Raw genomic sequence first — 13,553 nt, forward strand, 5'->3', positions numbered from 1 at the left:
CGGGGCTCCCATGCGCTCGCTTCCCGTGGCGGATCCCGGCACGCCCGACAACCGGTCGCCCGCGCGTTACCTCCTGTGGGCGGCGCGCGCCCAGGCCGGCACGATGGCCGGCGCCGCCGGAGCCGGCGTCCTGTGGATGGTGAGCCAGGCGTTAATGCCCGCCGTGATCGGCCGGGCGATCGACGCGGGCCTGACCGCCCGCGACGCTCACGCGCTGGTGGTCTGGTCCGGTGTCCTGCTGGCCCTCGGCGCCGTCCAGGCGGTGACCGGTGTGCTGCGGCACCGCCTCTCCAGCGCGAACTGGCTGGGCGCGACCTTCCGCACCATCCAGGTGACCACCCGGCAGGTCGTACGGCTCGGCGCGACGCTGCCGAAGCGGCTGGCGAGCGGCGAGGTCGTCAGCGTCGGGATGTCCGACGTGTCGCACATCGGCGGGGCGATGGACATCGTCGGGCGCGGCAGCGGGGCGGTCGTCTCGATCGTCGTCGTGGGCGTGATCCTCCTGACGACCTCCTGGCGGCTCGGCCTGATCGTGCTGGCCGGGGTGCCGCTGCTGGCCCTCGCGGTCGGGCCGCTGCTGCGCCCGCTGCACCGCCGTCAGGAGCGGCAGCGCGAGCTGAACGGCGAGCTGGCCACCCGGGCGGGCGACATCGTGGCCGGGCTGCGGGTGCTGCGCGGGATCGGCGGCGAGCGGTTCGTCGCCGCGCGCTACCGCGCCGAGTCCCAGGCCGTCCGCGCGGCGGGCGTCCGGGTGGCGCGTACCGAGTCGCTGCTGGACGGCGCGCAGGTGCTGCTACCCGGGCTGCTGGTCGCGCTGGTCACCTGGGCCGGGGCGCGGTTCGCGCTGAACGGTGAGATCACCACGGGCCAGCTGGTCTCCTTCTACGGGTACGCCGTGTTCCTCGTCGACCCGCTGCGGACCCTCACCGAGGCCGCCGACAAGATGACCAAGGCGCACGTCGCCGCGCGGCGGGCTGTCCGGATCCTCGGGATGACGCCCGAGCCGTCCGACGAGGGGACCCGCTCCCCGTCCCGCGGCGATCTGGTCGACGAGGAGTCCGGTGTCGTCGTACGGCCCGGCCGGCTCACCGCCGTCGCCGCGACCGCGCCGGAGGACGCCCAGGCCATCGCGGACCGGCTCGGCCGCTTCACCGACGGCGCGGTCACCTGGGGCGGCGTCCCACTGCGGGACCTGCCCCTGCGGGTCGTGCGCGAGGCCGTCCTGGTCGCCGACAACGAGGCGCGGCTGTTCTCCGGGCGGCTGCTCGACGAGCTCGGAGGGAACGCGGGCGACGGCGCGCGGCGCGTCCGGGCGGCCCTGCGCGCCGCCTGCGCCGAGGACGTCGTCGAGGAGCTCCCGGGCGGGCTGCACTCCACGGTCGCCGAGGGCGGCCGGGAGTTCTCCGGCGGGCAGCAGCAGCGGCTGCGGCTCGCCCGCGCCCTCGCCGCGGACCCGGAGGTCCTGGTCCTCGTCGAGCCGACCTCGGCGGTCGACGCCCACACCGAGGCCCGGATCGCCGCCCGCCTCCGGGAGTTCCGCGGCGGGCGCACCACCGTGGTCTGCACGACCAGCCCGCTCGTCCTCGCCCACGCGGACGACGTCGTGTTCGTCGACGAGGGCAGGGCGGTCGCGACCGGACCGCACCATGAGCTGCTCGGCGCCGAGCCCGCCTACGCCGCCACCGTGAACCGCGAGGACCTGATCAGTGAGGGGCGAACCTCATGAGCGACTCCGCTCCGGGGATCCTGCCGGTCGCCTCGGCCGCGCAGGTACGCGCGTACGCGCGCCGGCTGACGCTGGCCTACCCGCGGGAGCTGGCGACGGTGCTGGCCGTGCACGGCCTCGCGGCCGTCGCCGGGCTGGTCGCCCCGCGTCTCCTCGGCGAGCTGGTCCAGGACGTGCGCGACGGATCCTCCCACGTGACCGTCGACCGGATCGCCCTCGCCATCCTGGGCTTCGTCGTCGTCCAGGGCGTCCTGCTGCGGTACGCCGTCTACCTGTCCGCGCGGCTCGGCGAGAAGGTCCTCGCCCGGCTGCGGGAGGAGTTCGTCGACCGGGTCCTGGAGCTGCCGCTGTCGACCGTGGAGCGGGCGGGCACCGGTGACCTGGTCACCCGCACCTCCCGCGACGTGGACGCCCTCGCGCGGACCGTACGCCACGCCGTGCCCGAGACGCTCATCGCGATGGTCACCGGAGCGTTCGCGATCGGCGCGCTGATCCTCGTCGGGCCGCTGACGGCGCTGCCGTGCCTGGTCGGGGTGCCTCTGCTGTGGTGCGGCACCCGCTGGTACCTCCGGCGGGCCCGCGACGGCTACCTTCAGGAGAACGAGGCGTGGGGCGGCGTCACCGCGGGGCTCAGTGAGACGGTCGAGGGCGCGCGCACCGTCGAGGCGCTGCGGCTGGAGGACCGGCGTGTCGCGCGCACCGACGCCGACCTCGCCGTCGCGTGGGCCGCCGAGCGGTACACCCTGGACCTGCGCACCGTGTGGTTCCCCCTCGTCGAGATCGGCTACGTGCTGCCGGTGGCGGCCACGCTGCTGATCGGCGGCCTGTTCTACCTGCACGGAATGGCGTCGCTGGCCCAGGTCACCGCCGCCACGCTGTACGTCCAGCAGCTCATCGACCCGCTCGACCGGTTCCTGTCGTGGGTGGACGAGCTGCAGGTCGGCGGCGCGTCGCTGGCCCGGCTGCTGGGCGTCGCGGAGGTGCCGGCGGACCGTACGCCCGGCGGCCGGCGGCCCGACGGCGAGCGGATGTCCGCCGACGGGGTGCGGTACGCGTACCGGGACGGCCAGGACGTCCTGCACGGGATCGACCTGCGCCTGCGCCCGGGGGAGCGGCTGGCGATGGTGGGGCCGAGCGGCGCGGGCAAGTCCACGCTCGGCCGCCTGCTGGTCGGCGTGCTGCGGCCGCGCGCCGGAGCGGTCACCGTCGGCGGGGTGCCGCTGGTCGACCTGCCGCTGGAGGAACTGCGCCGCAACGTCGCCCTGGTCACCCAGGAGCACCACGTGTTCCGGGGCACGATCCGCGACAACCTGCTGCTGGCCCGGCCGGACGCGACCGACGAGGAGCTGGCCCGCGCCCTCGACGCGGTGGACGCGTCCTGGGCCCACGCGATGCTGGACACCGAGGTCGGCGCGGGCCACGCGGCGCTGTCGCCCGCCCGGGCGCAGCAGCTCGCGCTGGCCCGTCTCGTCCTGGCCGACCCGCACACGCTCGTGCTGGACGAGGCGACGTCGCTGCTGGACCCGAGGGCCGCCCGGCACCTGGAGCGCAGCCTGTCGGCGGTCCTCGAGGGCCGTACGGTCGTGGCGATCGCGCACCGGCTGCACACGGCGCACGACGCGGACCGGGTCGCCGTCGTGGAGGACGGCCGGATCACGGAGCTGGGCGACCACGAGAAGCTGATCGCCCGGGACGGCTCCTACGCGGCGCTGTGGAGGTCCTGGCACGGCTCGGGCTGACCGGGCCGCGCCGGCATGGCGTCAGGCGCGCGGGAGCTTGACGACGCTGACGAAGAAGTCGTCGATCTGGCGGACGACCTTGATGAACTGGTCGAAGTCGACCGGCTTGGTGACGTAGGCGTTGGCGTGCAGCCGGTAGCTGCGGAGGATGTCCTCCTCGGCCTCGGAGGTGGTGAGGACGACGACCGGGATCGTGCGCAGCGTCTCGTCGGCTTTGATCTCCTCCAGGACCTGCCGGCCGTCCATGCGGGGGAGGTTCAGGTCGAGGAGGACGAGGTCCGGGCGCGGTGCGTCGGCGTAGTCGCCCTCGCACCGCAGGAACCGCATGGCCTCCTCGCCGTCGCTGACGACCGACAGCTTGTTGCTGACCTTGTTGTCCTCGAACGCCTCTTTGGTCAGCACGACGTCGCCGGGATCGTCCTCGACGAGCAGGACTTCGATGGGACGTACGGTCAGGTCGGTCATGCCTCAGCGGCCTCCGTGCTGTCGTCGGTGTCCTCGATGGCGGGCAGCGTCCACCGGATCGTCGTGCCCTTCTGCTCCGGTGCCGTGTCCAGCCAGATCCGGCCGCCATGGTATTCGACGATTTTCTTGCAGAGCGCCAGACCGATTCCGGTTCCGGCGTACTCGTCCTTCGGGTGCAGGCGCTGGAAGATGAGGAAGATCCGCTCAGCGTACGCGGCGTCGATGCCGATGCCGTTGTCGCTGCAGGCGAACTCCCAGAAGTCGCCGCTGCGCTCGGCCGAGATCCGTACCCGCGGCGGCTCCTCGCTGCGGAACTTGATCGCGTTGCCGATGAGGTTCTGGAGGAGCTGGGTGAGCAGCGTCGCGTCGCCCATGACCTTCGGCAGCGGTTCCCAGGTGATTCCGGCGTCCGACTCGGACCGGGCCAGGCCCAGGTTGTCCAGGGCGGCGGCGAGGACGGTCTCGCAGTTGACGACCGTCATGTCGCGGTTCACCCGGCCGACGCGGGAGAAGTTCAGCAGGTCGTTGATGAGCGACTGCATCCGCTTGGCGCCGTCGACCGCGAAGTCGATGTACTGCCGGCCGCGGTCGTCCAGGACGTCGGAGTAGCGGCGTTCGAGCATCTGGCAGAAGCTCGCCACCTTGCGCAGCGGCTCCTGAAGGTCGTGGCTGGCCACGTAGGCGAACTGCTCCAACTCGGCGTTGGACCGGCGCAGCTCCCTGGTCTGCTCGTCCAGCTTGGCGCGGGCGTCGGCCGCCTCCCGCCACTCCTCCAGGATGTGGTTGCGCATCGCGTCGACGTGCGCCGCCAGCTCGGCGAGCTCGGCCGGCCCGGAGACCTGCAGAGGGTGCGTCAGGTCGCCCTGGGAGACCCGGCGGACCTGGCCGGTGAGCGCGGCGACCGGGCGCAGCACGGTACGCCTGATCAGGAGCGTGAGGCCGAACGCGCCGGCGACCAGCACGATCGCCCCGCCGACCAGCGTCTCGTAGAGCAGGTCGACCTCGCGGTCCAACCGGTCCGCGGACCGGCGCTGCAGCTCGGCGAGGCGGGCGCGGGCAGTCGCCACCGCCTCCCGCACCGTGGTGAACCGCTGCTCGCCGAAGGTCGCGGAGGGCTTGCCGGACCCGGTGGTCACCGGGTCGGCGTAGTCGTGCCGCCAGGCGGCGGCACGGGAGCCGACCTCCGCGACGGCGGCCCGGGCGGGACCGGCGTGGGGGGTGTCCCGCAGCAGCCGGGTGAGCTCGGCGATGGAGGCCGTCGTCTCGCGCGCGGCCGTGCGGTACGCGGCGGGCGCCGTCTTGTCCCCGGTCAGGCTGTAGGACCGGACCGCGCCGACCTCCGCGGAGACGGAGGTGCTGAGCCGGCCGGACTCCAGCACGGCGGGGTCGACGTGCCGGAGCAGCGCGGTGCGCGCCGCGCTGCCGTCCCGGACCACGAGCCCGACGGCGGTGCCGACGGCGACGACGACGAGCATCAGGAGGACGAGACCGAGGCTGTACCAGTGGCCGACGCCCAGCCTCGGCACGCCCTCCGAGTCGACATGGAGCGCCGGCGCCTCGCGCGGGCGGCGTGTCGAGGGAGCGGTCACCGGGATGCCTTTCCGGAGAGCATGACGACGGCGAGGTCGTCGGTGAGCGCCTCGCCGTTGAGCGACTCCACCTCGGCGACGAGATGATCGATGAGCAGGTCGCCGGTGAGGCCGCGGCCGCGGGCGCCGGCCGCGAGCTCGACGAGCCCCTCGGTGCCGAGCCGGTCCGCCCCGCCGCCGATGCGGCCCTCGATCAGCCCGTCGGTGTAGAGCATGAACGACCAGTGGCCGCTCAGCTCGAGCTCCGCCGCGGGCCACTCGGACCCGGGGAACAGGCCGAGCGCCGGGCCGTACGCGTCGTCGGGCAGGGCCTCGGCCGACGCGTCGCCGAACAGCAGCGGCGCCGGATGACCGGCCATGTGGAACCGCGCGCTCCGCCGGTCCGGCGCGACCGTGATCATCGCGAGCGTCGTGAAGATCTCCTCGGACCAGCGTTCGTGGCACAGGACGGTGTCCAGCGTGCCCAGCAGGTCCGTCCCGGTGTGGCCGGCCAGGACGAGGGTGCGCCAGGCCATCCGCAGCCGGACGCCGAGCGACGCCTCGTCCGGGCCATGCCCGCAGACGTCGCCGATGACCAGGTGGACCGACCCGTCGGAGGTCTGCACGGTGTCGTAGAAGTCGCCGCCGAGGAGGGCGCGCTCCCGGCCCGGGCGGTAGCGGGTGTGGTGGTGCAGGTCCGGGTCGTTGATGAGCGGGACCGGCAGCAGGCCGAGCTCGATCCGGGCGTTCTCCTCGCTCCGGATCTGTGCCTCCATGAGCTCGCGCTCGGAGTCCTCGGCGCGCTTGCGCTCCAGGGCGTAGCGGATGGCGCGGGCCAGCAGCGGCCCGTCGACCTCATGCTTGATCAGGTAGTCCTCGGCGCCCGAGGCGACGGCGGCGACGCCCACGGCGGCGTCGCTGCGGCCGGTCAGGACCAGGACGGCCGAGCGCGGTGCCATGTCGAGCACCTGGCGCAGCAGGTCGAGGCCCTCGGCGTCGGGCAGTGACAGGTCGGCCACGACGCAGTGGACGCCGGGGTGCAGGCGCTCACGCGCCTCCCGGAGCGTGCGCGCCTGGAGGATGTGGGCGTCGGGCAGCTCCTCGTCGAGGAGCTCCTCGAACAGAAAGGCGTCGCCCGGGTCGTCCTCGATGAGGAGGATCTCCAGCTTGCCGTCGCCGGGAACGACCGAGGTCGAGTGCTCGATTATCTCGCTCACGTCTCGTCGGGGGTCGGGGTGCCGGTCGCACCGTCTGAAGAATGGTGCCCTTTACTGGGCGCGGGGGCAACGGTCACGCGAGCGCTTCCTTAAGGAACCTGATCTGGAGGAGCAGGAGGTTCTCGGCGACGACCTCCTGCGGCGTCATGTGGGTCACCCCCGAGAGCGGCAGGACGGCGTGCGGCCGGCCGGCGGCCAGCAATGCCGAGGATAGACGCAGCGTATGCGCGGCGACGACATTATCGTCGGCCAGCCCGTGGATGAGCAGGAGGGGCCGGGTCACGTCCGCGGGCACGTCACCGCCGGACACCGCGTCGAAGAGGCTCGACCGCTCGTACGGCTCCGGGTCCGCGCCGGGGTCGCCGAGGTAACGCTCCGTGTAGTGCGTGTCGTACAGGGTCCAGTCGGTGACCGGGGCGCCCGCGATGGCGGCGTGGAAGACGTCCGGGCGGCGCAGCACCGCGAGCGCGGCGAGGTACCCGCCGAACGACCAGCCACGGATGCCGACCCGCGACAGGTCGAGGGGGAACCGCTCGGCCGCCCCGCGCAGGGCGGCGATCTGGTCCTCCAGGACCGGCCCGGCGAGGTCGCGGTGGATCGCGTGCTCCCACTCGCGTCCCCGGCCGGGGCTGCCGCGCCCGTCGGCGACGACGACCGCGAAGCCCTGGTCGGCGAGCCACTGCGGCTCGGCGAAGGCGCGGCGCGCGGCCAGGACCCGCTGGGCGTGGGGCCCGCCGTAGGGGTCCATGAGGACCGGCAGCGGCTCGTCCCCGGTGTACCCGGTCGGCAGCAGCACCGCCGTCCGGAGTTCGCGCTCGCCGGCGCGGATGAGCGTCACGCCGACGTCCAGGGCCGGCTGCTCGGCGTGGGAGACGATCCGCCCGGCCGGGGCGCCGTCGCGCAGCACGGTCGTCTCGGTGCCGAACCGGTCGAGGCGGCTGCCGGCGAGGACGGTCGTGCCGCCGCGCCGGCGGCCGCCGAAGACGCCCGCGCCGTCGGTCAGCCGGGCGAGGCCGCCGGGGCCGTACGCCCAGACGTGGATCTCGGTGGGCTCCTCGGAGGCGGTGAACAGGACGGTGTCGCCGTCCACGTCGAGGACGGAGCGCACGTGCAGGCCGTCCGGCGTGACGCGCTCGCCGCCGACGATGAGCCCGCGTGCGTCGTGGCCGTCCTCGGCGACCCAGACGAGGTCACCCGCCGGGGTACGGGCGGGCACGCCGGGGACGATGTCCAGCCAGACGGGGTCGGTGTCCTCGCGGACGAGCGTGGTCCGGCCGGTCGACGGGTCGGCCTCCAGGATCCGGATCGCCTTCTGGTCGCGGGTCTGGACGACGATCAGGACGCCGCGGGAGTCCCAGCGCGCGGTGACGAGGTACGGGAACGCCTCGCGGTCCCACTCGACCGCCTGCCGCGTGCCGTCCAGCCCGAGGACGACGAGGGAGACGTCGGCGTTGGGGGTGCCCGCGGCCGGGTAGGCGACCTCGCGGGGCGGCGTTTCCGGGTTCGCGGGGTCGGCGATGTGCCAGCGGCGGACCGGGGACTCGTCGACGCGGGCGGCGAGGAGGGCCGTGCCGTCGGGCGCCCACCAGTACCCGCGCATGCGTCCCATCTCCTCGGCCGCGATGAACTCGGCGAGGCCGTACGAGACCTGCTCGCCCTCCGGTTCGGCCAGCGCACGGTCCGCGCCGGTCGCCACCTCGATGACGCGCAGGGCGCGGCCGGAGACGTACGCGACGTGCGTACCGGCCGGATTCGGCCGCGGGTCGAAGGCCGGGACGGCGGCGTCGAGGGGGCGGACGGACGCGCCGAGATCGGTGACGAAGAGCCGCCCGGACAGCCCGAACGCGGCGAGCGTCAGGTCCTCGTCGGTGGCGTAGGTGACGACCCCGCCCGCCTGTTCACGGGCGCGCTCCCGGCGGGCCCGCTCCTCGGCGGGCAGGTCCTCCTCGCCGGGCAGGTCGAGGGCGCGCGGGTCGACGACCAGGCGCTCCTTCGCCTCACCGCCGTCGCCGGGTACGTCGAGCGCCCACAGGCAGGTGACCGGGTCGGTGCCGCCCCGCGTGCGCAGGAACACGACGCGTGAACCGTCGGGGGAGACCTGGAAACCGCGCGGCGCTCCGAGGGTGAACCGCCGTGTACGCGCGCTCTGCCGGGGGAAGCTCGTCGTCATGGTCCGATCCTGCCAGGAGGCCGTCAATGCTCCGTGCAAGCCCGCCGGTCATGCGGAAGACTATTGCCGTCCATGAGCCGTTCCCCCAGGAGTGTTGATGCCCGACGCCCGTCCCCTGCAGCCCGGTGATCCGGACCGGTTGGGGTCTTACGAAGTGACGGGCCGCCTCGGGGAGGGCGGCCAGGGCACGGTCTACCTCGGCCGCTCCGCCGCGGGGGACCCGGTGGCCATCAAGCTCCTGCGCGGGGACCTCGCCCAGGACGACACCGCGCGGGGCCGGTTCCTGCGCGAGCTGTCCGCGGTCAAGCGGGTGGCCCGGTTCTGCACGGCGCAGGTCCTGGAGGCCGACGTGGACGGCGACCGGCCGTACATCGTCAGCGAGTACGTCCCGGGCCCGTCGCTGCAGCAGCTGGTGACGAGCGAGTCGCCGCGGTCGGGCGCGGAGCTGGAGCGGCTGGCCATCGGCACCGTCACCGCGCTCGTCGCCATCCACCAGGCGGGCATCGTCCACCGCGATTTCAAGCCGCAGAACGTCCTGATCGGCCCCGACGGGCCGCGGGTCATCGACTTCGGCATCGCCAAGGCCCTGGACGCGGCCGCGACGATGACCAACTCCGCCATCGGAACCCCCGCCTACATGGCGCCCGAGCAGCTCACCGGCAAGGAGATCACGCCGGCGGCCGACATCTTCGCCTGGGGCTCGACGATGGTGTACGCCGCGACCGGCATCGCGCCGTTCGGGCAGGACACCGTGATGGCGGTGATCAACCGCATCCTCAGTGAGCCGCCGGACCTCGGCGGCGTGCAGGATCCGTTGCGTGCCATCGTCGCCGACTGCCTCGCCAAGGACCCGGCGGCCCGGCCCACCGCCCAGCAGCTGCTGATGCGGCTGCTCGGCGAGGAGGGCGTCACGCCGGCCGCTCCGGCGGCCGGCGCGGGCCCGCGGACCGCGATCCTGGACCAGGGCGCGGCGTTCGCCGAGACCAGGAACACCGGGGTCCCGCCGACCGCGCCGGTCACCCCGGCCGCGCCCACGATCGCGGCGGGCGGCCTGGGGGCGATGGCCGCGGCGGGCGCGGGCGCCGGAGGCTCGACGGCGCCGCAGTACTACGCCACGGCGACGCATCCGGGCGGTGCCGCAGGTCGCGGTACGTCGCCGCGACTGCTCCTGGCGGCGGTGGCCGGTCTCGTCCTGGCCGTGGGGCTCGCCGCCGCGGTCGTCTGGGCGGTCGGGCACCACGGGCACAAGCCGGCGCCCGGCCCGGCGCCGAGCGCCCAGGTCTCCAGTGAGCAGCCTCAGGACAGCGGGGAGCCGCAGCAGCCGGGGCCGACCGCCTCGCACTCCGAGCCGACCTTCAGCCGGCCGCCGACGACCCACCGGACGGTGCCCAGCCGGACGGCGTCGGCGGAGCCCTCCAGCGACCGGCCGACCAGCACGCAGCCCACCGCCGACCAGCCGACCGGCGGCCCGAAGCAGCCGACGGGCGGCCCGACGGGCGGTGACGGCGAGCAGGGTGGCGGCGGCAAGCAGCCGGGCGGTGACAAGGCGAGCCAGCCCGCCGGTTAACGTTGCGGGCCATGGCCGACCTGCGCATCCTGTTCGTCCACGCCCACCCCGACGACGAGTCCATCGAGACCGGGGCGACGATGGCCAAGTACGCCGCCGAGGGCGCCCACGTCTGCCTGGTCACCTGCACCCGCGGTGAGGAGGGCGAGGTCATCCCCGAGGAGCTGCGTCACCTGAGCGGGGACGCGCTGGGGGAGTTCCGCGTCGGCGAGCTGGCGAAGGCGTGCGCCGCGCTCGGGGTGACGGACCACCGGTTCCTCGGTGGCCCGGGGCGCTGGCGCGACTCCGGGATGATGGGCGTCCCGTCCAACGACCACCCGCGGGCCTTCTGGCGTGCGGACGTCGACGAGGCCGCCGCGGAGCTCGTCGCCGTCGTGCGGGAGGTCCGCCCGCAGGTCCTCGTGACCTACGACGCGGACGGCTTCTACGGCCACCCGGACCACATCCAGGCGCACCGGGTGGCGTGGCGGGCGTTCGAGCGGGCGGCGGACCCGTCGTTCGGCACGGGCGAGCCGTGGCGGCCGTCGCGGTTCTACGCCACGGCCGTTCCCCTGTCGGTGCTCGAGGAGTCGGTGGGCCGGGGGCCGTTCCAGCGGGTCGCGTCGGTCGCGGACTTCGGCTTCGGTGTCCCGGACGAGCAGGTGACCACGCGCGTCGACGCCCGCGAGCACCTGCCGGCCAAGATCGCCGCGATGCGGGCGCACCGTACGCAGATCACCGTCGAGCCGCCGTACTTCGCGCTGTCCAACGACGTCGGCCAGCCGCTTCCGGGCGTCGAGTACTTCACGCTGCTCGCCGGGGAGCCGGGTCCGGCCGGCGCGGACGGCCGCGAGACCGGTCTCGGGTACGCGGTAGCCTGAGCCGCTGTGGAGCAATGGACGGGCCCGCACGCCCCGCAGGAGCCGCCGCCGGCCGCGCCGGGCCTGGTGACGGGCGCGGCGTACGGCGTGCTGGTCGTGCTCGGGCTGTTCCTCGGCGTGGTCACGTCGTTCCAGTTCTCCTGGACGGCCGGGAGCGTCCCGGTGGCCGCCGTCCTCCTGTCCGTCGCCGAGTTCGCCGCGTTCCGGCTCGCCGGGTGGGCGATGGAGAGCAAGCTCGGCGTCGCCGCGCTGGCCGTGCCGTGGCTGATCGTCGTCGTGCTGCTGTCGACCCGGCGCCCGGAGGGCGACCTCGTCGTCACCGGCACGACCGCGGGGTACGTCTTCATCTTCGGCGGCTCGATCGCCGCCGTCGTCGCGGTCGCGGTCACCCGATCGCCCCGGCCGTGGATCCTGCGCGGCACGGGCTCCCTGCCCGAGCCGCGCGACTGAGTTCCGAGGCCGTGGTCCGGCCGGGCCGTCAGGAGCCCTTGGTCTCGGCGGCGAGGAATCGCTCCCAGGTCTCGCCGCCGGTGGACGCGTCGAGGTTGAGGTTGGCCCCCGACCGGTAGATCTTGCCGACCTTGCCCGGTACGCGGATCGGGAGCCGCATCCGGCGCTTGCCCACGGCGGCGAGGTAACCCCGCTGGAGCTCCTCCAGAGTGTAGACGCGAGGTCCGGCGAGATCGGGGACGCGGCCCGCCGGGTCGCCCAGGGTCAGCTCGGCCAGCCGGGCCGCCACCGTGCGGGAGTCGACCGGCTGCCAGCGGATCCCGCCGGGGGCCGGCAGGACCGGCGCCTTGGCCATGGCGCGTACGGTCTTCAGCGCCAGGTCGTGGAACTGCGCGGCGCGCAGGATCGTGTACGGGATGCCGGAGGCGGCCACGATCCGCTCCGACTCGGCCTTGCGGGTGAAGTAACCGAGGGGCACGGCGTCCGCGGCGATGACCGAGATGAACACCAGGTGTTCCACCGTGCCCGCGCGCCGGGCCGCCTCGACCAGGTTGCGGGTGGCGACGTCGTCGCCCTTGGGACCTCCGGCGAGGTGCAGCACCGTCCGTACTCCCGTGAGCGCCTTGTCGAGTCGTTCACCGTCGTCGTCGCTCATCAGGTCGGCGGCCACGTACTCCACTCCGTCGCCCGGCGCGCGGTCGTGCCGGCTCAGTACCCGGACCCGGTGCCCGGCCTGGTGGAGGAGCGGGACCACCTGCGAGCCGAGGAGCCCGGTGCCGCCGGTGACCAGAATCGTGGAGGACATTCGCTGATCTCCCTCTTGTAGATTCGCGGTGTGACACGGCTATGACCCGGCCGGGCTGAGGAATGTGACATGGTGATCCAGGATTTTTCGGCGCTCGACAGGTTCGAGGCGGAGCGGCCCCGGCTGCGTGCACTGGCCTACCGGATGCTCGGCTCCGCCGCAGAGGCCGACGACGCGGTCCAGGAGGCCTGGCTGCGGTTCGACCGGGCCGACCTGTCGCAGGTGAACGACCTGGCAGCCTGGCTGACGACCGTGGTCGGCCGCGTCTGTCTCAACCTCCTCCGGGCACGGCAGACCCGACGCGAGGAGTCGCTGGAGACCTTCACCTCCGACTGGCTCGGCGCGGCCGACCAGGATCGGGTTCCGCACGAGGAGGCCGAGCTGGCCGACTCGGTCGGGCTGGCGATGCTGGTCGTGCTGGACCGGCTGAGCCCGGCGGAGCGGGTCGCGTTCGTCCTGCACGACATGTTCCAGGTGGCCTTCGACGACATCGCGCGCATGATGGAGCGCAGTCCGGCCGCCGTCCGGCAGCTGGCCGGCCGGGCCCGTGCCAAGGTCCGGGGCACCGCCGCGCAGTCCGTGGATCCGGTTCGCCGGCGTCACGCGGTCGAGGCGTACCTGGCGGCGACGCGGACCGGGGACTTCGAGGCGCTGCTGACCCTGCTGGATCCCGAGGTCGAGCTACGCGCCGACGCGGCGGTCACCGGCGCCACCCGGCCCCTCACCCTGCAGGGCGCCCTGGCCGTGGCGAGAAGCGCCCTTGCCGCGGATCTTCGCGCCCGCTTCACCGCGCCGGCCCTGGTCGACGGGGACCCGGCCCTCATCATGGCCCCGCTCGGCCGGCTCTCGCTGGTCATCCGGTTCGCCTTCACCGGCAGCGCGATCAGCGGCATCGACATCGTGGCGGATCCGGACCGCCTCCGGGCCGTCGACATCGCCCTGGCCTGACGGCTCGGCGCGGCACGCCGGACGACCGGGCGACGCGC

General features: G+C 74.1%; 11 protein-coding genes. 6 read left to right on the forward strand and 5 right to left on the reverse strand.

Annotated features, from left to right (window positions below):
- The first annotated feature begins 10 nt into the window (after positions 1 to 10).
- Positions 11 to 1,726 (forward strand): ABC transporter transmembrane domain-containing protein, encoded by a 1,716-nt coding sequence (locus NE235_RS13045; RefSeq protein WP_252802311.1) that lies wholly within the window; start codon positions 11 to 13, stop codon positions 1,724 to 1,726.
- Entirely contained in the window at positions 1,723 to 3,465 is a 1,743-nt protein-coding gene (locus tag NE235_RS13050; RefSeq protein WP_252802313.1) for an ABC transporter ATP-binding protein, read from the forward strand. The genes NE235_RS13045 and NE235_RS13050 overlap by 4 nt, the downstream gene beginning before the upstream one ends.
- Before the next feature lie 21 nt (positions 3,466 to 3,486).
- On the opposite strand, the gene NE235_RS13055 is transcribed toward NE235_RS13050, so the two are convergent.
- The 4 genes from NE235_RS13055 to NE235_RS13070 form a co-directional block, all read right to left on the reverse strand.
- Positions 3,487 to 3,930, reverse strand: a complete 444-nt coding sequence (locus NE235_RS13055) for a response regulator (RefSeq protein WP_252802315.1) — start codon at positions 3,928 to 3,930, stop codon at positions 3,487 to 3,489.
- Entirely contained in the window at positions 3,927 to 5,519 is a 1,593-nt protein-coding gene (locus NE235_RS13060; RefSeq protein WP_252802317.1) for a sensor histidine kinase, read from the reverse strand. Before NE235_RS13060 ends, NE235_RS13055 begins: the two co-directional genes overlap by 4 nt.
- Positions 5,516 to 6,715, reverse strand: coding sequence for a PP2C family protein-serine/threonine phosphatase (locus NE235_RS13065; protein WP_252802318.1), 1,200 nt, complete (start codon positions 6,713 to 6,715; stop codon positions 5,516 to 5,518). Before NE235_RS13065 ends, NE235_RS13060 begins: the two co-directional genes overlap by 4 nt.
- Before the next feature lie 73 nt (positions 6,716 to 6,788).
- Complete coding sequence (locus NE235_RS13070; protein ID WP_252802320.1) at positions 6,789 to 8,885, reverse strand: S9 family peptidase; 2,097 nt, start codon at positions 8,883 to 8,885, stop codon at positions 6,789 to 6,791.
- 97 nt (positions 8,886 to 8,982) lie between these two features.
- Here NE235_RS13070 and NE235_RS13075 point away from each other — a divergent pair, with 97 nt between their 5' ends.
- Genes NE235_RS13075 through NE235_RS13085 form a run of 3 tightly spaced genes read left to right on the forward strand, consistent with a single transcriptional unit; the run spans position 8,983 to position 11,762 of the window.
- Positions 8,983 to 10,452, forward strand: coding sequence for a serine/threonine-protein kinase (locus NE235_RS13075; protein ID WP_252802322.1), 1,470 nt, complete (start codon positions 8,983 to 8,985; stop codon positions 10,450 to 10,452).
- Positions 10,453 to 10,463: 11 nt separating this feature from the next.
- Entirely contained in the window at positions 10,464 to 11,312 is an 849-nt protein-coding gene (mshB, locus tag NE235_RS13080) for an N-acetyl-1-D-myo-inositol-2-amino-2-deoxy-alpha-D-glucopyranoside deacetylase (RefSeq protein ID WP_252802324.1), read from the forward strand.
- 6 nt (positions 11,313 to 11,318) lie between these two features.
- Positions 11,319 to 11,762: a DUF6113 family protein gene (locus NE235_RS13085; RefSeq protein WP_252802325.1), complete on the forward strand. Its 444-nt coding sequence runs from the start codon at positions 11,319 to 11,321 to the stop codon at positions 11,760 to 11,762.
- Positions 11,763 to 11,790: 28 nt separating this feature from the next.
- Here NE235_RS13085 and NE235_RS13090 read toward each other — a convergent pair whose 3' ends face one another.
- Positions 11,791 to 12,567 (reverse strand): SDR family oxidoreductase, encoded by a 777-nt coding sequence (locus NE235_RS13090; protein WP_252802327.1) that lies wholly within the window; start codon positions 12,565 to 12,567, stop codon positions 11,791 to 11,793.
- Between the two features lie 69 nt (positions 12,568 to 12,636).
- On the opposite strand from NE235_RS13090, the gene NE235_RS13095 reads away from it, so the two are divergent.
- A complete protein-coding gene (locus tag NE235_RS13095) occupies positions 12,637 to 13,515 on the forward strand; it encodes a sigma-70 family RNA polymerase sigma factor (protein ID WP_252802329.1) in 879 nt (292 codons plus the stop codon).
- Positions 13,516 to 13,553 lie beyond the last annotated feature (38 nt).

Origin of the sequence: Actinoallomurus spadix (assembly GCF_024055725.1) — a bacterium.
GTDB lineage: Bacteria > Actinomycetota > Actinomycetes > Streptosporangiales > Streptosporangiaceae > Actinoallomurus > Actinoallomurus spadix.

Excerpts from the sequence above, each read along its gene's own strand:
- NE235_RS13050 (WP_252802313.1), top strand. The coding sequence starts at position 1,723 with ATGAGCGACTCCGCTCCGGGGATCCTGCCGGTCGCCTCGGCCGCGCAG.
- NE235_RS13090 (WP_252802327.1), bottom strand. The coding sequence starts at position 12,567 with ATGTCCTCCACGATTCTGGTCACCGGCGGCACCGGGCTCCTCGGCTCG.
- NE235_RS13095 (WP_252802329.1), top strand. The coding sequence starts at position 12,637 with ATGGTGATCCAGGATTTTTCGGCGCTCGACAGGTTCGAGGCGGAGCGG.
- NE235_RS13055 (WP_252802315.1), bottom strand. The coding sequence starts at position 3,930 with ATGACCGACCTGACCGTACGTCCCATCGAAGTCCTGCTCGTCGAGGAC.
- mshB (WP_252802324.1), top strand. The coding sequence starts at position 10,464 with ATGGCCGACCTGCGCATCCTGTTCGTCCACGCCCACCCCGACGACGAG.
- NE235_RS13070 (WP_252802320.1), bottom strand. The coding sequence starts at position 8,885 with ATGACGACGAGCTTCCCCCGGCAGAGCGCGCGTACACGGCGGTTCACC.
- NE235_RS13045 (WP_252802311.1), top strand. The coding sequence starts at position 11 with ATGCGCTCGCTTCCCGTGGCGGATCCCGGCACGCCCGACAACCGGTCG.
- NE235_RS13075 (WP_252802322.1), top strand. The coding sequence starts at position 8,983 with ATGCCCGACGCCCGTCCCCTGCAGCCCGGTGATCCGGACCGGTTGGGG.